The 24,157-nt window shown below is 34.5% G+C and carries 22 protein-coding genes; 12 read left to right on the forward strand and 10 right to left on the reverse strand.

The window, feature by feature from the left end; all coding sequences use genetic code 11:
- Positions 1–43: 43 nt before the first annotated feature.
- Positions 44–1,411 carry a sigma-54-dependent transcriptional regulator gene (locus tag P700755_RS16715; RefSeq protein ID WP_015025806.1) on the reverse strand — a complete coding sequence of 456 codons (1,368 nt, stop codon included), beginning with the start codon at positions 1,409–1,411 and terminating at the stop codon, positions 44–46.
- 588 nt (positions 1,412–1,999) lie between these two features.
- On the opposite strand from P700755_RS16715, the gene P700755_RS16720 reads away from it, so the two are divergent.
- From P700755_RS16720 to P700755_RS16760, 10 genes are all read left to right on the forward strand, one after another.
- Entirely contained in the window at positions 2,000–4,495 is a 2,496-nt protein-coding gene (locus P700755_RS16720) for an ATP-binding response regulator (RefSeq protein WP_015025807.1), read from the forward strand.
- 68 nt (positions 4,496–4,563) lie between these two features.
- Positions 4,564–6,024, forward strand: a complete 1,461-nt coding sequence (locus tag P700755_RS16725) for a RimK family alpha-L-glutamate ligase (protein ID WP_015025808.1) — start codon at positions 4,564–4,566, stop codon at positions 6,022–6,024.
- Positions 6,021–7,244, forward strand: a complete 1,224-nt coding sequence (locus tag P700755_RS16730) for a glutamate-cysteine ligase family protein (RefSeq protein WP_015025809.1) — start codon at positions 6,021–6,023, stop codon at positions 7,242–7,244. Before P700755_RS16725 ends, P700755_RS16730 begins: the two co-directional genes overlap by 4 nt.
- Before the next feature lie 8 nt (positions 7,245–7,252).
- A complete protein-coding gene (locus P700755_RS16735; protein ID WP_281015282.1) occupies positions 7,253–7,927 on the forward strand; it encodes an N-formylglutamate amidohydrolase in 675 nt (224 codons plus the stop codon).
- A gap of 108 nt (positions 7,928–8,035) precedes the next feature.
- Positions 8,036–8,212, forward strand: coding sequence for a CAL67264 family membrane protein (locus P700755_RS20325; protein WP_003438524.1), 177 nt, complete (start codon positions 8,036–8,038; stop codon positions 8,210–8,212).
- Between the two features lie 18 nt (positions 8,213–8,230).
- Entirely contained in the window at positions 8,231–9,922 is a 1,692-nt protein-coding gene (ettA, locus tag P700755_RS16740; RefSeq protein WP_015025811.1) for an energy-dependent translational throttle protein EttA, read from the forward strand.
- Positions 9,923–10,047: 125 nt separating this feature from the next.
- Entirely contained in the window at positions 10,048–12,000 is a 1,953-nt protein-coding gene (locus P700755_RS16745; protein ID WP_015025812.1) for an endonuclease, read from the forward strand.
- A 76-nt stretch (positions 12,001–12,076) separates the two neighbouring features.
- A complete protein-coding gene (locus tag P700755_RS16750) occupies positions 12,077–13,117 on the forward strand; it encodes an o-succinylbenzoate synthase (RefSeq protein ID WP_041758478.1) in 1,041 nt (346 codons plus the stop codon).
- Positions 13,114–14,058 carry a CPBP family intramembrane glutamic endopeptidase gene (locus tag P700755_RS16755; protein WP_015025814.1) on the forward strand — a complete coding sequence of 315 codons (945 nt, stop codon included), beginning with the start codon at positions 13,114–13,116 and terminating at the stop codon, positions 14,056–14,058. Before P700755_RS16750 ends, P700755_RS16755 begins: the two co-directional genes overlap by 4 nt.
- 70 nt (positions 14,059–14,128) lie before the next feature.
- A complete protein-coding gene (locus P700755_RS16760) occupies positions 14,129–15,226 on the forward strand; it encodes an AMP-binding protein (protein ID WP_015025815.1) in 1,098 nt (365 codons plus the stop codon).
- Positions 15,227–15,235: 9 nt separating this feature from the next.
- On the opposite strand, the gene P700755_RS16765 is transcribed toward P700755_RS16760, so the two are convergent.
- Positions 15,236–16,885 (reverse strand): M1 family metallopeptidase, encoded by a 1,650-nt coding sequence (locus tag P700755_RS16765; protein WP_015025816.1) that lies wholly within the window; start codon positions 16,883–16,885, stop codon positions 15,236–15,238.
- A gap of 35 nt (positions 16,886–16,920) precedes the next feature.
- Here P700755_RS16765 and P700755_RS16770 point away from each other — a divergent pair, with 35 nt between their 5' ends.
- Positions 16,921–17,232, forward strand: coding sequence for a carboxypeptidase-like regulatory domain-containing protein (locus P700755_RS16770; protein ID WP_041758480.1), 312 nt, complete (start codon positions 16,921–16,923; stop codon positions 17,230–17,232).
- On the opposite strand, the gene P700755_RS16775 is transcribed toward P700755_RS16770, so the two are convergent.
- The 5 genes from P700755_RS16775 to P700755_RS16795 form a co-directional block, all read right to left on the reverse strand.
- Entirely contained in the window at positions 17,198–17,725 is a 528-nt protein-coding gene (locus P700755_RS16775; protein WP_015025817.1) for a porin family protein, read from the reverse strand. The two genes, P700755_RS16770 and P700755_RS16775, sit on opposite strands and share 35 nt — an antisense overlap.
- 37 nt (positions 17,726–17,762) lie before the next feature.
- Positions 17,763–18,764 carry a thioredoxin-like domain-containing protein gene (locus P700755_RS16780; protein WP_245535961.1) on the reverse strand — a complete coding sequence of 334 codons (1,002 nt, stop codon included), beginning with the start codon at positions 18,762–18,764 and terminating at the stop codon, positions 17,763–17,765.
- Positions 18,765–18,889: 125 nt separating this feature from the next.
- Entirely contained in the window at positions 18,890–20,233 is a 1,344-nt protein-coding gene (locus P700755_RS16785; protein WP_015025819.1) for an MBL fold metallo-hydrolase, read from the reverse strand.
- Between the two features lie 15 nt (positions 20,234–20,248).
- Positions 20,249–20,518 carry a heavy-metal-associated domain-containing protein gene (locus P700755_RS16790; RefSeq protein WP_015025820.1) on the reverse strand — a complete coding sequence of 90 codons (270 nt, stop codon included), beginning with the start codon at positions 20,516–20,518 and terminating at the stop codon, positions 20,249–20,251.
- Positions 20,519–20,673: 155 nt separating this feature from the next.
- A complete protein-coding gene (locus tag P700755_RS16795; RefSeq protein ID WP_015025821.1) occupies positions 20,674–21,309 on the reverse strand; it encodes a Crp/Fnr family transcriptional regulator in 636 nt (211 codons plus the stop codon).
- 48 nt (positions 21,310–21,357) lie between these two features.
- Between P700755_RS16795 and P700755_RS16800 the strand changes: the two genes are divergently transcribed.
- On the forward strand, positions 21,358–21,921 hold the full coding sequence (locus P700755_RS16800; protein WP_015025822.1) for a pseudouridine synthase: 564 nt from the start codon (positions 21,358–21,360) through the stop codon (positions 21,919–21,921).
- Between the two features lies 1 nt (position 21,922).
- Here the strand turns inward: P700755_RS16800 and P700755_RS16805 are convergent, their stop codons facing one another.
- Genes P700755_RS16805 through deoC form a run of 3 tightly spaced genes read right to left on the reverse strand, consistent with a single transcriptional unit; the run spans position 21,923 to position 24,130 of the window.
- Positions 21,923–22,768 (reverse strand): DUF1853 family protein, encoded by an 846-nt coding sequence (locus tag P700755_RS16805; RefSeq protein WP_015025823.1) that lies wholly within the window; start codon positions 22,766–22,768, stop codon positions 21,923–21,925.
- The gene (gene deoD / locus P700755_RS16810) at positions 22,761–23,459 is read right to left on the reverse strand and encodes a purine-nucleoside phosphorylase (protein WP_015025824.1); all 699 of its coding nucleotides are present in this window, start codon (positions 23,457–23,459) and stop codon (positions 22,761–22,763) included. The genes P700755_RS16805 and deoD overlap by 8 nt, the downstream gene beginning before the upstream one ends.
- Before the next feature lie 11 nt (positions 23,460–23,470).
- Positions 23,471–24,130 carry a deoxyribose-phosphate aldolase gene (gene deoC, locus P700755_RS16815; RefSeq protein WP_015025825.1) on the reverse strand — a complete coding sequence of 220 codons (660 nt, stop codon included), beginning with the start codon at positions 24,128–24,130 and terminating at the stop codon, positions 23,471–23,473.
- Positions 24,131–24,157 lie beyond the last annotated feature (27 nt).

The following is a 24,157-nucleotide window of genomic DNA, read 5'->3' on the forward strand; positions in this document are numbered from 1 at the left end:
AATAAGACATTATAAAAATGACTCTCTTTCTCTTAATTTGGCATTAAACATCAAGCCCCAAAGATTTAATTTTATTGTACAAAGTGGTTCTGTCTATATTTAATTCCTTAGCAGTTTTACTTTTATTGTACTTATTTTTCTTTAAACACTTAAGAATCATTTCCCTTTCATGATGTTCCTTAACTTCTTTTAAGTCATTTGAGTGAAGCGTCGGATCAACGGGTGTTTCTTTTTTTTCAAAAATAGATTGTGGTAAATGCTTATGTAAAATGCTGCCTTCTTGGCAAAGTAAAGCAGCTCGTTTAAGCAAATTCTTTAATTCTCTTAGATTTCCAGGCCAATCATATGTTTTCAAATCCTCTATAAGTTGAGGGTCTATACCTACTATATCCTTTTCAAGTTCGTCACAAGCTTCAATAATAAAAAATTGAATAAATTCTTCAAAATCCTCTAGTCGCTCTTTAAGAGAAGGAATGTTTAGGGGAAATTCATTTAACCTATGGTATAAATCATTTCTAAATTCATTATCAGAAATTGCAGCAGCTAAATTTTCATTGGTTGCTGCGATAATTCTAACATCAATCTCAATCTCTTTGTCTCCTCCAACAGGTCTTATTTTTCGTTCTTGTAAAACTCGTAGTAGCTTTACTTGAGATTCGTAAGATAGATTTCCAATTTCGTCTAGGAATAAAGTACCGCCATTAGCAAATTCGAATTGGCCTTTTTTATCGCGATCTGCTCCGGTAAAAGCACCTTTTACGTGGCCGAAAAGTTCACTAGAGGCTATGCTTTCTGGCAAAGCTCCACAGTCTATAGCCACAAAAACTTGGTCTTTTCTTTTACTGTGGTTATGGATGAATTTGGCGACGTATTCTTTGCCAGTCCCACTTTCTCCTGTTATCATCACCGACATTTGAGTAGGTGCTACCTGTTTTGCATAAGACCATAGTTCTTGGGCTTGCTCGCTACTTCCTTTAACTACAGAAGTCGAACTAGCTCCTTTAGATAAGCTCTTTTTTATCGATGATCTTCGCTCTTTAGTTGAATCGATTAAAGGAGAATTTAATGCATTTTCAATGACTAATTTAAACTCTTCGGGGATAACGGGTTTGGAAACAAATTCGAAAGCACCTAGTTTAATAGACTTCACAGCAGTTTTAATATCAGAATAATTTGTGATTAAAATTACAGGAATGTTCCAATGTGTTTTAATCTTTTCTATTAATTCTAAGCCATTCATTTTTGGTAATCTGTAATCTGTGATGACTAAGTCGAAAGTTTCTGTTTTTAAGATTTCTAAGGCTTCTTCAGAAGAACTAGAGGTTTCTATGCTATAATCGAATCTCCTTAAATAATTGGAAAGCGTTTTATTAAAAAACGGATCGTCGTCGATTATTAAAATTTTGCTCACAGTATTTTCTTGCTAAAATATTAAATCAAAGTCTATCGAATTGCTTAAATTAAAAAAATAACATTTGATTCTGTATTTCTTTAATTCAAGATTATTCATCGTGTTGAACTCTTCAACTGTATGTCGATATTGTTTGCCGTTTCCCTCAAACCATTAGATTACTGAAAATTAAAGCTTTTGCCATGAATGAGAGTGAGTAGACCACATAGAAATTAAAAATAGAGACTTTGCACAATTTTTGCAACTCATTTTTTGAGTTGATCTATTCAGTTTTAATTAGTTGTGTCCAGAAAAAATATATGAATGCTATGCCGTAAGACATAAAATGCCAAGCATTATGTTTGCGAAAGATTTCATAGATAAGTATACCTTTGATTTTATTGATTAAGGGTATAGATTACCTGACGTAAAAGGCTTAAGGTAAGTAGAATGTTGAATGAAAAACGATAAAAATTTTAAAGGTGTTTCAGTTGTCTTTTAGTTTTAGCTTGGGAAGGGGAAGCCAAAGAATATGGAGCTTAGGACTTTATTAAAAGGCTATTGATTCCTAAAAAGAATTTAAAATTATAAATCAATACGTGTAACAGTATGTTTAAGCTAAAAGGAAAAATGTTATGGCTGTTTGCTCTATTCGCTAGTGGACTCTTGGCGATAGGTTTTTATTTTTATGATAGTCTCAATGCCTTAGGAGATAAGGTAGAAAATACTCTTTCACCCAATAAAAGATCAGATAACCTGAAAAAAATCATGGTAGATCTAAACAAATTGAACAACTTGTATCTGGTAGATTCAGATCGTTTTAACTCTATTAAATCTGATAGTTTAATAGCAAATATTGAAAAGAACGTAGATTCAGTTAAAAACAATATTAAACAAGAGCGTATTCTCAAGGACAGAAATTTGGATACCATTCCGAAACTTTTAAGACAGATTAGAGATGATTACTTTGAGCTACAGAATAAAAAAGAACAAACTCAAGAAGTGTTTATAAATGAACTCAGAAGTCTTGTTAACGATGAGCTTTCTAAAATTGAAGCAAAACCTTCAGATTCTATCACTATCATAAAACAAATTAACTCTGAGATCTACGAAAAGACAGAGCTTAGTCAGCAAGGAGAAGATGAACGAGGTTTTTTTCAACGATTATTTGGTTCTTCAAGACCAGAAAATGATACAGCAATATCTAGAACTAGTTCTAGGGATACCTTGGTAAGACAGTCTATAGATACTGTATTTTCAAGAAATAAAGAAGAAAAAACAACGCTTGATATTCTCCCCGCTATAAAAGAATATCAGCGTCATCGCACTCAACTTTTAAATTCTCTAAAACGTCAAGAACAGGAGATTTTTAGAAAAAATATTGAAGTCAATAATTATGTTGAAAATACCCTAAATGAAATTTTATTTGAAGAATATGAACATTATCAGAACTCTATTAAAAATCTGAAGACAGACTCGATGACTTATTTCTATGAACTAGGATCCATCATTTTTATTTTGATTTTAATAACTATCATTACCATTTTCATCATCTTTAAAGATATCAACCAAAGTATTTTTTATCAAAATAAACTAAAGGCAGACGAAGAGAAAGCAAAACGAGATGCCATAGAAAAACAAAAGTTTTTATCGACTATGAGTCATGAGTTAAGAACTCCTCTAACTTCAATTATAGGGTATTCTGATATGCTAGATGATACGGATGAAAATGTAAAATCGATCAAAGTAGCCTCCAATTATCTTTACCAAATGACCAATGAGATTTTGGACATGGCTAAGATACAAGCCGGAATTATTGACATAGTAACTACTCCTAGTAATCTTTTTAAAGTTTTTGATGACATCAAACTCAGTTTTAATGAGTTAATTAAGAATCAGCAGCTAGATCCTATTTTTAATCTTCCAAAAGAAGATCTATCAGTAAAGGCAGATGCACATAGGCTTCAACAAATCCTTTATAATTTAATGCATAATGCTTTGAAATATACAGAGGATGGATTTATAAAGCTTGAGGTGAGATCTGAAGAAAAAAATGATAAACTTGCTGTATACATAGAGGTTGAGGACTCTGGTATTGGCATGACGGAACAGGAATTAAAAACTGTTTTCCAAGACTATCAGCAAGCGGGAACTCATAAAAACAAAATGAAAGGAACTGGATTGGGACTGGGCATCGTTCAAAAGCTAGTGAATGAGATGGGAGGGAAACTTGATGTGGAAAGCGAACTCTATAAAGGAACGAGTTTTAAGCTGAATTTTGAATTTGAAAAAGTAGAGGATAGTAGCATCGAGAAAAAAAGAAAGGAGTTTAATTTATCTGATAATTCTTTAAAGGGGAAACATATTTTTATTCTGGATGACGATAAATTGATCGCCAGACTTTATGAAAAACTGTTCCAGCCTTATCATCCTAAGTTAATCGTTTTTACTGATGCTAAACTCGGTTTTGAACATCTTTTGGAGCATCATGATTATGATTTATATTTAATAGATTTCAAGATGCCCTTTATGACTGGTTATGAAGTGCTTGAGAATCTCAAAAAAGAAGGTATTATTTTGAAGAATACCTTGGTTTCGACTGCCAATGTCATGTTAGATGAGACTGAAAAAGGGATGCTAGATAGTTTTGATGCTCAGGTTTTTAAACCAGTAAAACGAGGGATTATCTTGGAAAAGGTTGCAAAACTTCTTCATCTTGACGGCACCGAAGAGTTGTGTTCTACATTGGAAATAAATGAGGAGGGGCAGCCCTTCAATTTTAAAGATCTTATGGTGTATGCAAATGATGATGAAGACCTTTTGAAAGACTTGGTGAAGACTTTAGTTGAAGAAAATGATAAAGAACTTTCCAAATTTAGTTTAGCTTTAAGTGCAAAAGATGATAAGGCTTTAGCTGAAATCATCCATAAGTTGTCTTCTCGCTTTGCTCAAGTAAATGCTAAATCGGTTCAAAACCTTAAAACACTTGAGTTAAATTTAAGAGAGGATACTGGCAAGGCGGATCAAAAAACCTTGGTTGACCTTCATCAATATTGGAAGAACATCAATGAAAAGATGCGAGAATTTATTGACAAAAAAGTTTAAAACTATTTTTTTGCACCACCTTTTGAATTGATATTTAGGCTATTTTTAATTGATTTTATATCTCTTAAATGAATAAATTAATAGTGGTGAGCCAACCCGAAAAATGGCCTATTTCAACAGAACATACGTCCATTATTACTTCTCAAGATTATTTAACAAAGCCAGAGTATGCAAATTTAAAAAACGCGAGAGTTTTTAATCTTAGTGATCAATATAGCTATCAATCTAAAGGCTATTACGTCTCCTTACTAGCAGAAGCTCGCGGCCATCTGGCGGTACCTACTATTAATAATCTCGTAGATTTAGGAGAGAAAAAGCTCGTCAAAATTGTTTCAGAAGAATTTGAAGAAGAGATTCAGAAAAGTCTAAAAAACATCAAGTCACAAGAATTTACGCTCAGTATTTATTTTGGTCAAAATGTAGCTCAAAAGTATAAGGCTTTGAGTACTCTTATTTTTAGGCATTTTCAGATTCCGTTTTTAAGAGTAGTTTTCAAACATTCAACCAAATGGAATATAAAGTCTATCAAGGCAATTTCAATTTCAGAAATTCCAAAAGAGCACTTGGAAAGCATGTATTATTTTGCTTCTCAGTATTTTTCCAAAAAAAGATACGATACACCAAAAGCCAATAAGGCAGAATATGATTTAGCAATTTTGGTCCAGCCCAACGATCCTGCTCCACCAAGTAATGCAAAAGCTATTAAGAAATTCACAGACTTGGCAGAAAAAATGAACTTTTACGTGGAAGTCTTAACTCCAAAGGATTTCTACAGACTTTCTTCTTTTGATGCTCTTTTTATTAGACAAAGCACAGAGGTGAATAACGAAGCTTATGCTTTTGCTAGAAAAGCTTTACAAGATGGTTTAGCTATCATTGATTATCCGGATTCAATTTTAAAGTGCTGCAACAAAGTATTTATGGCGGAAGCGCTTCAAAAGAATGGAATTCCAACGCCTAAAACAGTCATCGTTCATAAAGACAATAAGCACGAAGTTCTTAAAATAACAGGCTTGCCTTGTGTTTTGAAATCACCGGACTCTACTTTTTCTTTTGGAGTAAAAAAGGCAAAAAATGAGGACGAGTTTGAAAGTTTGATGACAGAGATGCTGAAAACTTCAGACTTGGTTATTGCACAAGAATTTACCTTTTCAGAATATGACTGGAGAATTGGCATTTTAGATGATAAGCCTTTTTATGCTTGTCGCTATTTTATGGCGAAAGGACACTGGCAAATTTACAATTGGTCTGCCGATAAAAAGGATGATCAAGATGGAAATGCAGACTGTTTTGCCATTGAAGACGTTCCAGAAAAAGTAATGAAAGCTGCTCTAAAATCAGCTAAAATAATGGGCAAAGGTCTTTATGGAATAGATATAAAAGAAGTCGAAGGAAAGGCTTTAGTTATAGAAATAAACGACAATCCCAATATAGATTTTGGAGTGGAAGATGGCCTTTATGGAGATCTTGTTTACAATACAATTCTTACATCTCTAAAAGACCGTCTTAATTCAAAGCAGGAGTTATGAAATACCATCTTTTTGAAGTCTTCGGGATAGAACTAGAATACATGCTTGTAGATAGCTCTACTGGAAGAATTAAACCTGCAGTAGATGAATTGATGAAGCTTAAAACAGGTCAATTGGTGTCTGATGTGGATAATGGAGCTATAGAATGGAGTAACGAATTGGCGGCCCATGTCATTGAACTAAAGACCAATGGACCGACCAAAGATTTGAATCAACTAGATCTCGAGTTCCATAAAAACATCCTTGAGATCAATAAGTTATTGAAACTAAAAGAGATGGTGCTATGGCCAACGGCTTCTCATCCTTTGATGAATCCAGATTTGGAAATGAAGCTCTGGGAGCATTCTTACAGCGACGTATATGCGCTTTATAACAGAATTTTTGATTGCAAAGGTCATGGCTGGTCCAATGTGCAAAGTATGCACATCAACCTCCCTTTTTATGATGATTTGGAATTCGAAAAACTGCATGCCGCAGTAAGACTTATCCTTCCCATTCTTCCAGCTTTAAGCGCAAGTTCTCCGATTTTAGATAGAAAGAATACCGGTTTTAAAGATGCAAGGATGAATATGTATCTGACCAATCAACAACAAATCCCTGAAATGACAGGTAAAGTTATCCCTGAGCAAGTATTTACTCAGCACGATTATCAAATTAAGATTTTCGACCCTATCAATACTGCTATAGCACCTTACGATAAAGAAAATATCTTGGAGCATCATTTTTTAAATTCCAGGGGAGCCATTGCTAGATTTGATAGGAATGCCATCGAAATTCGGGTCTTAGATTTACAGGAATGTCCGTTGGCAGATATTTCTATCAGCTGTTTTATTGTAGAGGTTTTAAAGGAGTTAGTCGATGAAGTACATTCTAGTCTTATTGACCAAAAGTCGTGGCATGAAAATGACTTGTTTGACATTTTAGAAACCACCATATGTCAAGCTGAAGGAGCTACAGTAATCAATGAAAAATACTTAAAGGTACTTGGCATTAATTCGGAGTCTATGCGAGTTAGTTCTATTTGGACTCATTTGTTTGAAAGAGTGAGTCACCGAATGGACAAGCGACACCAAGACGCTATTGGTCTTATTCTTACAAACGGGAGTTTGTCAACGAGAATTTTAGAAGCTATACAAGATGATTATTCTGAGGCCAATATTCTGCGGGTCTATAAACATCTCGAAAATTGTTTATCTACCAATCAACTTTTTCAATCTTGAAACTGGTCTTGACTTGTGAGCATGCAAATAATGCTTTGCCAAAAAAATATAGATCTTATTTTTCCGAATTCAAGCAAAGATTAAAAACACATCAAGGATACGATCTTGGAGCATTCAGTATATTTAAAAACCTCAAACCTTTAGCTACATTTTCATCTTATTATAACTGGAGTCGGCTTTTGATAGAAGTCAATAGATCCCTTCAGCATTCTCAACTTTTTTCTAGTATTTCAAAATCATTTAGTGAAGAAGAAAAGCGAGAACTTATAGAAGACTATTATAGGCCATATCGAGATGGGATTCAGAAGAAAATACATACTTATATTAAAAAGGGAGAGTCTGTGTTGCATCTGTCGGTTCATAGTTTTACACCAGTTTTGGAGGGAGACACAAGAAATACAGAGGTGGGTTTGCTTTATGATCCCAGAAGATCTGAAGAAAAAAGATGGGCGAGGCATTTTAAAAAGGACTTAAATGCCCATTTATCAGATCAACGAATAAGGATGAACTATCCCTATTTAGGCAAAGCAGATGGCTTTACAACTAGTTTAAGGCAGGAGTTTCAAGAACAATATATCGGAATAGAATTAGAATTAAATCAGAAATTATTTGCAAAAGTAGGACATGGTAAGTATCTTGGTAGAGCACTTTATAAATCTCTACAGAAGAACTTAGATTGGTAAAAGGTGAAATTATTTGTGCTTATCTTAGAAATTATAAATATAGTTTAGGCTTGTGAAATAAGATTTAAAATCGTTTTTGTAAATTAGCCGATTATAAAAAGATAAGGTATGAATAAGAATACTGTTTTAGCTTGGGCTACTTTTATTATGATCATTGTAGGTTTAGGACTAATTGCTTTAGGAGCGTTTAGATATAATGAAATTGCAGGATGGGGTTTTGCTTCGGTAGGGATTGGTTTTTTTGCAATAGCTTGGGTATTTAATGCGCTAAAAGGAAGAGTTTAATAAAGAAAAAGATAAATAATGGCAGATGATAAAAAAGTGATATTCTCCATGTCGGGAGTATCCAAAACATATCCAGGTGAAGATAAGCCTGTTTTAAAGAATATATATCTAAGTTTTTTTTACGGTGCAAAAATTGGGATTTTAGGGCTTAATGGTTCTGGAAAATCTACTTTGATGAAAATAATTTCCGGAATCGAAAAAAACTACCGTGGTGATGTTGTCTTTTCCCAAGACTATTCCGTAGGATATCTTGAGCAAGAACCCGAACTGGATCCTGAAAAAACAGTGCTGGAGATTGTAAAAGAAGGAGTTTCTGATGTGGTAGCGATCTTAGATGAATACAACAAAATCAATGATGATTTTGGGTTACCAGAGGTATATGAAAATGCCGAAAAGATGGAAAAATTAATGGATCGTCAAGCAGCACTTCAAGATAAAATTGACGCTACCAATGCTTGGGAACTCGATAATAAGCTTGAAGTAGCTATGGATGCTTTAAGAACACCCGCTTCCGATCAAAAAATCGAAAATCTATCAGGTGGAGAAAAGCGGCGTGTAGCTTTATGTCGTTTACTTCTTCAAGAACCAGATGTTCTTCTTCTCGATGAGCCAACCAACCACTTAGATGCAGAATCTGTGCATTGGCTTGAGCATCATTTGCAACAATACAAGGGAACTGTTATTGCAGTAACTCACGATAGATATTTTCTGGATAATGTAGCAGGTTGGATTTTGGAACTAGATAGAGGAGAAGGGATTCCTTGGAAGGGAAACTATTCGTCTTGGTTAGATCAAAAATCTAAGCGAATGGCTAAAGAAAATAAGCAAGCTAGCAAACGTCAAAAAACATTGGAGCGTGAGCTAGAATGGGTTAAAATGGCTCCAAAAGGAAGACAATCTAAACAAAAAGCTAGATTGAATAATTATGATAAGTTGATGAGTCAAGACCAAGAAAAGCTAGATGAAAAACTTGAAATTTATATTCCTAATGGACCGCGTTTAGGTAACAACGTGATTGATGCCAGTGGAGTAAGCAAAGGGTTTGATGAGAAGTTATTGTACGACAACTTAAATTTCAAACTTCCTCAAGCTGGTATTGTTGGAGTAATTGGCCCTAATGGTGCTGGTAAAACGACTATTTTTAAAATGATAATGGATGAAATTCAACCTGATAAGGGTGAATTTGTAGTTGGTGAGACTGCTAAAATTGCTTACGTAGATCAAGCTCACTCTAATATTGATCCAGATAAATCCATCTGGGAAAACTTTAGTGAAGGACAAGATCTAGTCATGATGGGCGGTAAAAAAGTTAATTCTAGAGCTTATTTAAGTCGTTTTAATTTTAATGGTAGCGAACAAAATAAGAAAGTTAACAAATTGTCTGGTGGAGAACGCAACAGACTTCATTTAGCAATGACGTTGAAAGAAGAAGGTAATGTTTTGCTTTTGGATGAGCCAACCAATGATCTAGATGTTAACACACTTAGAGCCTTGGAAGAAGGTTTAGAAAGCTTTGCAGGGTGTGCTGTAGTTATTTCTCACGACAGATGGTTTCTAGATAGAATTTGTACTCATATTCTTGCTTTTGAAGGGAATTCTGAAGTTTATTTTTTCGAAGGTAGCTTTAGTGAATATGAGGAAAATAAGAAAAAACGTTTGGGCGGTGATTTAATGCCAAAACGAATTAAATATAAAAAATTGGTTAGATAATATTAAGCGATTTTTTTTAATACAAAAGCTCTCTACTATTTTGTAGAGAGCTTTTGTATTAATCATATAGTTATCTGAATTTCAGTTGATAAGGAGAAACTTAATTATCTTTGTAAAAACATGTGATGAACAAAATTACTTTTTTAGTATTCTGTTTATTAAGTCAGTTTATCTTTTCTCAAAAAGTTATAATAAACGAAGTAGATTCTGATACCCCTGGCGTAGATACTCAAGAATTTATAGAGTTGAGAACTCAAGTTGTAGAGTCACCATTGGATGGGTATGTTCTCGTTTTTTTTAATGGTTCCAGTTCTGGAGCAGACTCCAGTTACTTTGCTATGAGTCTTGACGGTTTTGTGACTGACTTTAACGGATTATTTGTAGTAGGTGGACCTGAACTTACTCCAAGTCCTAACTATCGATTGCTTAGAAATTTCATTCAAAATGGAGCAGATGCTGTTGCTGTCTACAAGGGCAGTGTGGAAGATTTTGAAGAAGGAACTCTCGCCACTATAGATAATCTTGTAGACGCCCTAGTTTATGGGACAAGTGATCCAGAAGATCAAAACTTATTAAATCTCCTTTTACAAACCGAACAAATAGACGAGGATGTGAATGGTAATTCGGACTCAGAATCCATGCAAAGAAACTTTGATGGATCTTGGTTTGTCAGCGCACCAACTCCTAGAATACCAAATGATGGAAGTGGAATAACTCCTGTTTTTATAGACGTCACAACAAGTTCCAATCTTGTCAACGAAGGTGATAGCTTTACCATTGATTTTGAAACTTCAGAACCGTTGATGGAGGAGATCATGATTACTTTCAGTTTGATCAACGGAGGGTTTACTGAAGAGGATTATACAGGACAGACCTCTGTCACTCTTTCCGCAGGTACAAACTCAGGTTCTGTAGCTATTAATCTAGTTGATGATGAGGTAGACGAAGGCGATGAGTTTATCTCCATAGCAGTTGATATTCTTGGTGAGCCCTATATTTTGAATAGTAATTTTATTCAAGTTATTGCCATTGATGATGATTTTACTATTGCCGATTGGGGCACTCCTATTCATCCAACTTTCGATAAAGTCGAGCCCACGGGACCATCTGATTATTTCGAAAGCTTGAATGGAGAATCTGGTCCTAATCTAAGTCAGGCTATACAAGATATCATTGCTGAAGAAGGAGTGGTTAAAATTCATACCTATTCAGATATTATTGATATTCTTAAATCTGCTGATCAAAGCCCGATGAATAGCAACGAAGTCTGGTTAGCCTACAGAGAGGAGTCTAGACCCAAATACCTCTATCAACTTAGTTCATCTGGAACTGGATTTTGGAACAGGGAGCATGTTTATCCTAGGTCCAGAGGTGGTTTTTTTAGTATAGAAGACGATGAGATTGCTACAGGAATTAATGAATGGTGGGTGACCAATGCAGATTCCTTAAGACATGCAAATTCTGATGCTCATGGCCTAAGAGCCACAGATGCTAATGAGAATAGTTCAAGAGGTAACCAACATTTTGGAGAATATATAGGACCCGAAGGAACTCTAGGTAGTTTTAGAGGGGACGTAGCACGAGCTGTATTTTATTTATCTATACGCTTTAATGATCTTTCGGTCGTAGATGGTTTTCCAGATAGCACTGGTCAGCTTGGCGATTTGCAAACCTTATTGCAATGGCATCTAGACGATCCAGTGGATGATTTTGAAATGAACAGGAATAATATAGCGTATACTTGGCAAAACAATAGAAATCCCTTTATAGATTATCCAGAGCTAGCAAGTTATCTCTGGGGAAATAATCAAGGAGAAGTTTGGAACCAGTCCCTTTCAGTAACTCAAAACATGACAGAAGAGATGTTGATTTATCCTAATCCTGCTTCAAATTATATTCAGCTTCAAGGAATTTTAAAAGACTCTCTTATTCAAATGTATTCAATGACAGGTAAAAAAGTTTTGGAGACTAAAGTAAACTCTGGAGATCGGATAGCATTGGAGTTGAGTGCTGGTGTTTACCTCGTAAGAGTTATGTGTAATTCCAAAGTGATGACCAAAAAACTTATCATCAATTAATTCATGTTTCTTAATTATTATAAAAAAGCCGTTATGAAGACGATGGCTTTTTTTTATTTTTATGCAAATTTTGAAAATGAAAGCAACTTACTTTAAACATACATTGAATTTCAAACAACCAAGTGGAACCTCAAGAGGAGTTTTGAAAACAAAAGACTCTTGGTTTATCAAATTTGAGGACGATGTTAAGTATGGAATAGGTGAGTGTGGACTTCTAAAAGGATTGAGTATTGATCCTATAGAAGAGTATGAAGCAACTCTTCATTGGGTGTGTGAAAATATCCATTTAGGCTTAGATGTCTTATATCTTAAATTAGCAGATTATCCTTCTATTCAATTTGGTTTAGAAATGGCGTTCAACTCTTTTTCTTCTTCAAACCCTTATGTTCTTTTTCCTTCAGAATTTACCGAAGGAAAAAAGGGAATGGTCATTAACGGATTGATTTGGATGGGCGAGAAGTCTTTTATGAAATCTCAAATTCAAGAGAAAATCAAACAAGGTTTCAGTTGTATTAAGCTTAAAATTGGGGCTATCGACTTTACATCAGAATTAGACTTGTTGAGGTACATCCGAAGTGAATTTTCAGCGTCAGAAGTCGAATTGAGAGTAGATGCTAATGGGGCATTTTCTAAAGATTCTGCTTTAGAAAAATTAAAGCAACTCAGTGAATTTAATTTACATAGTATCGAACAGCCTATTGCCGCAGGACAATGGGAATCTATGGCGGACTTTTGTAGACAAACACCTCTACCAATTGCTTTAGACGAAGAATTAATTGGCCTTAAAGATGTAACAAAAAAGGAAAAAGCTTTACTAACTATACAACCTCAGTTTATTATTTTAAAACCAAGTCTTATTGGTGGCTTTAAAGGCTCACAGGAATGGATAGATTTGGCAAATAAACACCATATAAAATGGTGGATGACTAGCGCCTTAGAAAGCAATATTGGACTAAATGCGATTTCGCAATTTACATTTATGCAACACAATGAAATGCCTCAAGGCTTAGGAACCGGAAGCCTTTATACAAATAATATGCAAAGTCCCTTAACGGTAGAGGGAGAAAAGATCAAGTACAAACCAGAATACCCTTGGGAAAATAAATTCAATTTATGAAAGATTACATCGCATTAGCATCAAAAGGATATCATGAATGGTGGAGATATCTAGTAGGTGCGTTTTTAATATTCATAATTTGGCAAGTGGGGTCAATCCCTTTTTTAGCTGCTGTTACATATAAATTGATGGCAGAAGGAAATGGTATTTCTGAAATTGGTAATTATGAAGTACAAATGGGTACGTTAGACTCCAACCTCACTTTTTTCTTGATGTTGTTTTCTTTTGCTGTTGGTTTTTTTGGAGTTTGGCTTATAGTAAGATTTTTACACAACCAGAAATTTAAAGACCTCTTAACCACCAGAGCTAAATTTGACTGGAAGCGCGTTGCATTCGGGTTTAGCATCGTTGGTTTTTTTATAGTAATTATGACTATTTTGGACTATGTGATTAATCCAGATGACTATTTATGGAACTTTAAATGGGATCAATTTATCATTCTAGCCATCATTGGTATTATAATGGTGCCTATTCAAGCCACTTTTGAAGAGCTTTATTTCAGAGGGTATTTTATGCAAGGTTTAGGCGTTATTTTTAAAAACCGATGGTTGCCTCTTATAGCAACCTCACTGGGGTTTGGACTTCTACATCTTGGAAATCCAGAAGTTGGAAAACTCGGGTATATCATTATGGTAAGTTATATTGGTACGGGTTTTCTTTTGGGAATTATGGCGCTAATGGATGAAGGTTTAGAACTATCAATTGGTTATCACGCCGGGAATAATTTAATTACAGCTTTGCTGGTTACCGCAGACTGGACTGCTTTTCAGACAGAGTCAATTTTGATTTATACGGAAGAACCCATGGTAGGTTTTGATGTCTTTTTTCCAGTTCTTATCGTTTATCCTATTTATTTATTGGTAATGGCTAAAGTTTATAAATGGAAAAACTGGAAATCTAAACTTTTTGGAAAGGTGATTTTGCCTGAATCAACACGATAATGTAAATTTAACATTTTAATATTGATTATTGTATTTATAATATCTAGTATTGGTATGACAAAATAAAACAATGATGGTCAGTACTCCTTTTGCAATACATCCTAATTTCAAAATTAATGGGATTCATTTTGATAGAAATGAATTGTATTCAGTTGCCTATAGTTATGTAAAAGAAGGTGAGGCTTATGAAGAAAAAATTGGAGATTTTTTAATCGATTGGCTTAATGATGATTATGATACAATTAAAGTAAGAACTTCTGGGTCTACTGGAGATCCTAAAGTCTACTTTATAGACAAACAAAAGATGGTTAATAGTGCCTTAGCTACAGGTAAATTCTTCAAAGTAAAAGAGGGCACCAAAGCTTTACTCTGCTTACCTGCAGATTATATTGGTGGCAGAATGATGCTGGTTCGAGCAATGATTTTAGGATGGGATTTGGACATTGTAGAGCCTAAATCCAACCCCCTAGATAATCTTTTTAAAACCTATGATGTCTGTGCTATGACTCCCTTTCAAATGGACTATTCTTTAGGGAGATTGCATTTAATTAAAAAATTAATTGTTGGCGGTGGCACCGTTTCTGAACATCTTATTGGTTTAATCCAAGGTATACCCGCCAAAGTTTTTGAAGTTTATGGGATGACAGAAACCATTTCTCATATTGCAGCCAGAAGGCTAAATCCTAAAAAGGATAATAAAGAAAAGCGTCCTTTTAAAGCTTTACCTAATGTAAGTATTTCAAAAAACGAGGATAATTGTCTTATTATAAAAGCACCAAAAATTTTAGAAGAAGAGCTTCAGACGAACGACATCGTTGAGGTTTTAACTTTTAAAAAATTCTATTGGAAAGGAAGGTTGGATAACATCATCAATTCTGGGGGCGTTAAAATATTTCCAGAATCTGTTGAAGAAAAACTTCAAAAACGTATTACTCAACGTTTTTTTATAGCTGGTTTAGCAGATGATTCTTTAGGTGAACAAGTGGTTTTGTTTGTAGAAGCTCCCCAAAACGAAAAGTTCTTAAGCGATTTAAAAGAGGTCGTCAAAAAACTAAAGACATTTGATAAATATGAAAGGCCTAAAAATGTTTATCTCATAGAAAAGTTTGAAGAAACTCCTTCTGGTAAAATTCATCGTCAAAAGACCTTAAAAAAATTGATGGGGTAAATGCCCATTTTATTTGACTTGGATAATAGTTATATAGTATCCATATTTATTGATGGCCAAATCTCCAAGATCTTCCAATTCTACTTCAATCTTTTTCCAATTGTTGTCTATAACTGCTCTTGATAATTGACCTTCTTCAACATTCTGAAAATCAATAGGCATTTTAAAATTTTCAACATCTGTTTTCCAACGTAGATATAGTGTTTTATTCTTATCAAATTTAAGTTGCAATTCAGGAATAGAACTGTATTTGAGGTATTGGTCGAAAATAGGTTTGAGATTAAGTTCGGTCCTGCTGTTGTAGAAATTGATAACATCGTTTGCTTGGATGGTTTGATACTTAAACGTTTTATGAAATTCTTTTAACAGACTCCACCATTTTTCATCGTTATCAATGACGCTTCTCAGTGTATTGAGCATATTAGCTCCTTTGTAGTACATATCTCCAGAACCTTCATGATTTACTCCATATTTACCTATTATAGGCCTATCGTTCGCTATAATATCTCTAAGGCCGTATAAATACCTTATCGCTTCTTTTTTACCAAACTCACATTCAACAAAAACAGATTCTGCATAGGCTGTAAAGCTTTCATGTATCCACATATCCGCTATATCTGCTGCAGAGACGCTATTTCCAAACCACTCGTGAGCAGATTCGTGGATGATAATAAAGTCCCATTTAAGACCAATTCCAGTTTTGGAGAGGTCAGTGCCCAAATACCCATTTTGGTAGCCATTTCCATAAGCTACAGCACTTTGATGTTCCATCCCTAAATAAGGAGTTTCCACTAGTTTGAAGCCGTCCTTTTGAAATGGATAGTCTCCAAATTTTTCATAAAAACAATCCATCATAGGGTGAACTTGTTGGAACTGTTGCTTTGCTTTGTCCAAATTTTCTTTTAGAACATAATAATCTAAAGACAACTCGTTATACTGGTCTTTAAAATGAACATAATCAGCAATATTCAACGTGATATTATAGTTGTTAATAGGGTGTTCTACTCTCCAGTGCCACTGTGTATAACCATCTTCTATGGCTGTTTCAGCAATTAATCTTCCGTTGGAAACATTCATAAGTCCATTGGGAACACTCACTTTTATATCAACAGACTCTGGTTCATCGCTTTGGTGGTCTTTATTAGGATACCATAAACTCGCCCCTGTTCCTTGAACAGCTACGCCTATAAAGGGCTTATCATTACTATCTTTAGAAAAAACAAAACCACCATCCCAAGGAGCATTTTTCGCAACCTTTGGATATCCTGAATAATAAAATTTGAGGTTTTGGACAGAATTCTTTTGAAGTGACTTATCGAAATTGATAAAAACCGCATTGAACTCTCTCTCATAATTTAGAGATTTACTTTCAAAAATAACAGAGTCAATCTTCATATTTTGAAATAAATCCAATTGTATGCGCTTGGTCGAAGCTCTGACTTCAAATTCAATTTCATTAAAACCCTGAATATATCTTTTCTCTGGATTTACTTTAATGTCCAAGGTATAAGAGAGTACATCAAAACTTGTGCGTTCTGCGCGTAAACCTCCTCTTAAAGTATCTGCTCTGCTAAATAGTTCTTGATCAGCATTCACTATTTGTGAGTGCATTGTTAAGGGGAAACAGAAGATGAAAAGGAAAATGTATATTCGTTTCATAAGAAATTTAATATCAGATTTATTACAATAATACTATGAAAAAAATTACTTTTATTCTGCTATCCTTTGCATTTTTATCCTGTGGAAGCGATAGTCAACTCGTCGATGGTAAAGTCACAACTCAAACTGACGAACCTTTGGAAAATGTCTTGGTACAGGTTATGGGTACCGATCTAAATTCCAAAACAAATTCTAATGGCTCTTTTAGAATAAATACCAAAAATAGGGGAGACGAGCTTATTTTTACGCATCCCACTTATGAGATGCTCAGATTAACAATAGACGAAAATCAAGAGGTTATTCAAGCTAAACTCATAAAAAAGAATAGCCCAGAGCTAGAGAAATAAATCTATTTTCCCCTGATGCACCATTGAAAGCAACGGCATCTGTAAATCCAAAATTATACCTAGCATCTACACGAAGTCCAGAACCCAAGCTCAAACCCAGTCCAACGGCTCCAGAAATGTCTACCTTTTCTGATCCTAAGATATCTTTCTCGTTTAAAAGATAGCTAAATTGTGGACCAAACTGTATATTAAAAATTCTTAAAAAGTGCAATTTGGCGAGAACAGGAACCAAAACGTAGTCCGTTTCAATATCATTTTGATTAAAACGACCCCCTTGTTGAGAAAAAAGAACTTCTGCCTGAAGTCCTAGGGTGTTGAACCGAGCTCCAACAAAAACACCTCCTGTAAAGCCTAATCTTCCGTCAGAATCTAGATTTGATATAGATGCATAATTAACACCTCCTTTTATTCCCAAATCTAAACTTTGAGCACTAAGCTGAAATGAACAAAAGAAAACAAATACTAGGACAACACTTTTTATAACATTTTTCATAATTAAAAGTTTTTATAACAACGGTTTTAAATTTAGTTTAGTTTAACAAAGCAGATAAAATTGTATCCAACTCATCTGTACTTAAATTAATTTCAATAATTCTACCTTTCTCATCGATTAGATAATATTGAGGGAGATGAATAATCCCCATATCAGAAGACATTTTACCTGTAAATCCTTTTTCAATCCTATAGGACTCCCAAGGCAAAGAGTCCTCCATAACCGAAGATGTCCAATCCTGTTGATTAGTATCTAAAGATATGCTTATAATTTCAAAGTTCTTAAAATTATATTTTTCATAGATTTCCTTCAATTTATTGTTCTGAAGTCTGCATTTTTCACACCAACTGTTCCAAAATTGAATTAGAGTATACTGAGCTAAATGGGATTTGAATTCAACTGCTTTAGAGTCTATAGATATTAATTCATAGTTAGGAATTTCATTTCCTATCTGAAAAACTTTTCGTTTGTTTTGGTAATTTTCTAAAATAGCGACATCATTTGGGTTCAGCTCATCAACATCCAAGTTAGAATATAAGCCTCTAATGTCATTAAATAATAAATTTTGCTCCATTGCTATTTGTGAAAGTACCTTTCCTAAATAGTCATGATTTGGATACTTTTTAATTAAACTGTCCATCTTTGAGTAGAGAGCATCTCTGCTTTTCTTGGATTTGGAAAAAGATTTGAAATAGGTTTCTATTTCTTTTTTTAGAGTTGGAGTTTTACCTCCGCTCACTTGCTTAGTTTCGTAGAGCTTAAAATTTTGTCCGTCTATGGTTTCTTCATCAATAAGAATGTCAAAAAGAAGTGTATCGTTTTCTAAATAAAAAACATCTGAGGTAGAGATCGAATCAAATTTGAATTGAAAGGCCTTAGGAGAAGATACTTCTCCTATAAGCTGAAAGCTATTATTAATCACTTTAGCACTGTCTAGAGCACCATCAAAACGGATATAAATGTAGTCTTCAAAATCCCCATTGATACTCCCTTGAACTAAAAAAGTTTGTTTATTGCTGGTTTTTTTTAGAGGTTGCATACAGCCAATTAAAGCTAACGCAAAACCGAGGTAAAGTATATTTTTATTCATAATAGCAAAAATACTATAAAAAAAAGGTTGCTGAGAACTCACCAACCTTTAAAATAAATGAATTATAAATCTATTTAGTCAAAATCGTTAATGTGTTCACTTAAGTCGTAAACTTTAGCTTTTGGCAAGATAGATTCTATAATACTACTTCCCGTAGCACTTCTATACCCCCCAGCACAATGGACCATAATAGGTTTATCTGTAGGAATATTTTTAGCCGAAGCTCTCAATTCGTTAAGAGGGTAATTCTTGGCAGAATCAAATTTTTGAGAGTCTTGAAACTCGTTTACATTCCGGATATCAATAATGGTATAGTGATCTGGATGTTGTTTAAAATCTGTGTAATCTAAATCAATAGAAGACCTGAAACTTGCCTGGCCAAGCGTTAAGACCGCTTTTACTTGGGATTCGTATCCTATTTTAGCAATTCTAGATAGAATTTCATCGTAATCTGAAATAGAGTCTAATACTAGGTAGAATTGTTCGTTAGGTTGAATTATTGCTCCAATCCAAGTTTCAATTTTATCATTTTCAGACCTGGCCATTATATTGAAACTTTTTGCCAAATGGTTGGCTTTATAAACTGCTTGGGGACGAGTATCTATGACTGGTGCGTCTGCATCAAAAGATTCCACGTTCAGGTGAACAGGAATATCAGAAATAGACTTCCTAAATACAGCAGCCCCTGTTTTATTGATATCTACATTATGCCCAAAGTAAGAAGGAATAAATGGTTGTCCATCTAAGATTTCACTTACAAACTCTTCTTCGGTTTGCTTTTGAAAAGCCCAGTTACCTATACGCTCATTACCTAATGTACTTGTGGTATCTGAACTCATGTTTTTACCACATAAACTTCCAGCTCCATGGGCAGGATAGACCCATACATTATCGGATAGGTGATTGTATTTGGTAGTCATTGTTTTATACATAGCCTGCGCCAGTTCTTTTCGCTTTGCAGTCATATTTCCTGCTTTTTCTCTTAAATCTGGTCGGCCTACATCCCCAATAAAGAGAGTGTCTCCTGTAAAAATAGCTTCTTTAGTAGTGGCTTTGTCCACAGCATGAACTGTTATTCCATCTGGAGAATGTCCTGGCGTGTGGATACATTTAAAAGTGATGCCATTCATTTTAAGTTCTTCACCTTCATCAAAACTTTGGTGAGGATAATCTGCCCCCACCAATTTACTCACATAAATCGCAGCACCAGTTTCTTGATGTATTTGCAGGTGACTACTCACAAAATCAGCATGAGGATGCGTCTCAAAGACAGCAACTATTTTTGCTTTTTGCTCTTCTGCATAGTCATAATAAGCTTGTGGATCTCGCGCGGGATCTACAAGTGCCATTTTTCCATCGCTTATAATAGCGTAAGATAAATGTGATAAGGGTTTGTCGTTATATTGTTTAATGGTCATAGCTGCTTTTTTAAATTATTGATTTAATTTTCCAGTAGCACAACTTATAAAAGACTTAGCTTTATTAAAATAAGTATTAGTCTCTCCCATTATAGGGTATCCTAAAACTTTCAGCTTTTCTTTGACTTGGCCTACTGTAGATCGATTGTTGAAATTATAAGAAATCCTGTCGTTTTCAACATCTATTTCTAGTTGAGAAACATCTTCTAAAGTTTGTAAATTTTTTGTAATTGTATGGGCACAGCCACCGCATTTCAAATTCTGGATTACCACTGTAGTTGTCATGATTTTATCTAATTTTTTAATTTTAATCTCTTCATAATAAATTCAATAGTAAACATTTCTATTTTAAATATATTGAATAGTATTTTAAAAGACTCACTAAATTTTAAACAAATAAACAGCATCTAAACAAAAAAGACAGTAACAAAAGTTACTCACTATCCAATGTTTAATAATTTAATAGAATTCCTGTTAAGTTTGATTTTGTTGATCTTTTCTAGTTGTTTTAAAAGTCTTGAAATAACAACACGACTTGTATGTAGGTCGTAGGCAATATCTTGGTGGGTTATTTTAATCTCTGAATCAACATAGTATTTGGATTTGTTTCTAAGATAGTCTAACAAACGCTCATCCATTCTTTTAAAGGCTATATTATCTATGGTTTCAAGAACCTCCATTAAACGTTCATGGTAGCTATTAAAAATAAAGTTTCTCCAAGATTTGTATTTTCCCAACCATTCTTCCATCTTTTCAATAGGAATCATCAATAAATCCGAATCGGTTTCTGCTACAGCTTTTATTTCACTAATGGCAGAACCAGTACAGCAAGAGAGAGTCATAGCACAGGTTTCTCCTTTTTCTAAAAAATATAGCATAAGTTCAAAACCATCTTTGTCTTCACGCATCACTTTTATAACACCGTCTAGTAATAATGGCATAGCCTTCATGTACTGTCCAGGGCGAATCAATTCTCCTCCAGCTTCGATAGATTTTATAATTCCAACCTCATTGATTTCTTGAATCAACTTCTCCTCAAATATATGTCCGTAGTTCCTTTTTACTTGATCTGTCATACTTCTTAATGTATTTTTGCTAAAATATAATTATTGAAACTTTTATTAATGGCTTATTATAAAATTTTTAAACCATACGGCATGTTAAGTCAATTTGTTTATAACCAAAAGCGACGCAAAAATAAGAGATTATTAGGTGAGCTTAGCGATTTTCCTGAAGGAATAATGTCGGTGGGTCGATTGGATCAAGACTCTGAAGGTTTATTGTTTTTGACAACAGATGGTAAATTTAGCCATCATATTACTTCCTCTGGAATGGAAAAGGAATATTGGGTGCAGGTGGATGGTATAGCAAAAAAAGAGCATGTTGAAAAATTGTCTAAAGGCTTAAAGATTAGTATCTATGGTAAACCTTACCAGACATTGGCTTGTCAAGTTAAACTGATGGAACCACCTCAAGATTTACCAAAACGCGCTAAAGATATTCGAAATGAAAACGATCATGGAGTAACCTCTTGGTTGTCTATCACGCTTACTGAAGGTAAATTTAGACAAGTAAGAAAAATGACTGCCAAAATTGGTCTTCCAACTCTTAGACTAGTTCGCTATCGAATAGGAGAGCAAACCATTGAACAAATGCAAGCAGAAGAAGTGATCGAAATGCACCCATAATTTACCACCAGACCACAAAACATTTAAACGTGTTTTCCTTTTCGTCTTTTCTAAGCAGCATGGGAGATTGGTTTTGCTCCACCAAGTAATGAAGCTGTATTAAAATTTTGGAATAAGAGCGCCAAAGGGTATGCTGACTTTCATCTGTAAACCAATTGATTTTTTTGGGTATATAAAATTTATGATCTTTCCAGGGCTTGTCTAAAAATTCATCCAAGGTATAATAATAGCCAGAAATGCAACTGAGATTCGTCTTATGGAACCTTACATGACTATTTTCGGGTAGAAACAATATGGCTTTAAAGCAAAGTTTTTGCTGAATTTTCCATGGGTCTAATTCAAGCTTATGCAAAGTGGCTTCAGCATCTGGATGGTATAATAATGGAAATTGTTTAGTTTTTAATTTCTCTGCCTTATCGATAAATCGGTCGCGTCTATTAGGACCTATCCAGCAAAAATCTGGATCTTCGTGAAGGCCATCATCAAATAAATAAATCTTATTCACTAATTCTATATGGACAACTTTACCAGTGTCATTATCAAAACAGATAAAATCGAACTCGCCAAGAGTTGTTTTGTCTTTTATGATTTGAAGACTATAAGCGATCTCTCTATAGCGTCTGGACTGTTTCAGATATAATTGAAAAAATACTTCAGCGCGCTTTCCTAAAAAGCTGAAGGCTCTAGCCTTTTCAAAAGGAAAATTTCCTAAGGGTGTAGCCTTTGGATTTAGAATGGGTTGCATTGCAAGGATCTTTGTCTCTGGAAGTTGATTTACCATCAATCCAGTTTTCAAAAATCCTTGGTATTGCTTTAGAATTTGTGAATCCGAATCTTTACTATCCAAGCTCTAGGGCTATTTTTATCATGTTATTAAATGTTGATTCTCGTTCTTGTGCTGTACTTTGTTCTCCAGTAATCAAAGAATCAGAGATGGTTAAAATAGCTAATGCATCGACGTTGTGTTTGGCGGCGATAGAATATAAGCCAGCGGCTTCCATCTCCACACAAAGTACGTTGTAGGCAGCCCATTTTTCATAATCCAAAGGATCGTCCGTATAGAAAAAGTCTGATGACAAAACATTTCCTGCTTTAAATGAGATTTTTTGATCTCTAGCAGTCTTTATCGCTTTATCAAATAAATTAAAACTTGCGGTTGGAGCAAAATCTCCACCATTAAACCGATTTCTATTTAAAGAAGACGAACTAGACGCCGCCATAGCAATAATAACATCTCCCATTTTCACGTCCTGTTTTATGGCTCCAGCACTTCCTACACGTATGAGGTTTTTTACTCCAAATTCCGAAATTAATTCATGGGCATAAATACTTATAGACGGAATACCCATACCAGTTCCTTGTACTGAAATTTTACGACCCTTATAAGTACCAGTATACCCAAGCATCCCCCTAACTTCGTTATAACAACTGATATTTTCTAGATAAGTTTCTGCAATCCATTTTGCCCTTAAAGGGTCACCAGGTAGGAGTATCGTTTCTGCGATCTCTCCTTTTTTGGCATTAATATGTACACTCATTTTTTTGATTTTTAGTAATTAGTGGATGAAGACGTTCCTTCTACTATAGCAATTCCTGAAGAAGCTCCAATTCGTGTTACACCTATATTTATGTAGTGTTGAGCGGTTTTAGAATCCCTAATGCCTCCAGACGCTTTAATCTGAACTCGACTTGAGATGTTTTCCTTCATGATTTGGACAGCCTTTAGCGTAGCCCCATGACTGCCAAATCCAGTAGAAGTCTTCACAAAGTCAGCGCCTGCTTGTTCAGCTATCAGGCAAGCTTCAGCAATTTCTTCATCTGTAAGATTGCAGATCTCTAAGATCACTTTTAAGATATGAGTTCCTATACAATTTTTGACAGCTTGTATATCGTTTTCAACATATTGAAATTCTTTACTCTTCAACTGCCCTTGATGGAGAACCATATCAATTTCTGAGGCACCATCCTTAATGGCTTGTTTGGCTTCTTCAACTTTAGATTTTGTAGAGGTCGCTCCTAGGGGGAATCCTACAACGGTGCACACTTTAACGTCGGACTTTTCTAAGATCTTTGCGGCGGCACTCACATAACTTGAGTTGATGCAGACCGTTGCAAACTTATAAGCAATGGCTTCTTCACATAACTTATGAATTTGTGCTAAAGTGGCTTCAGCATGCAATAAGGTATGGTCTATATAGGTGTTTATCATAAATGAAAAATTTGAGTAAAGGTAAGA

Origin of the sequence: Psychroflexus torquis ATCC 700755 (genome assembly GCF_000153485.2) — a bacterium.
Classification (GTDB): Bacteria; Bacteroidota; Bacteroidia; order Flavobacteriales; family Flavobacteriaceae; genus Psychroflexus; species Psychroflexus torquis.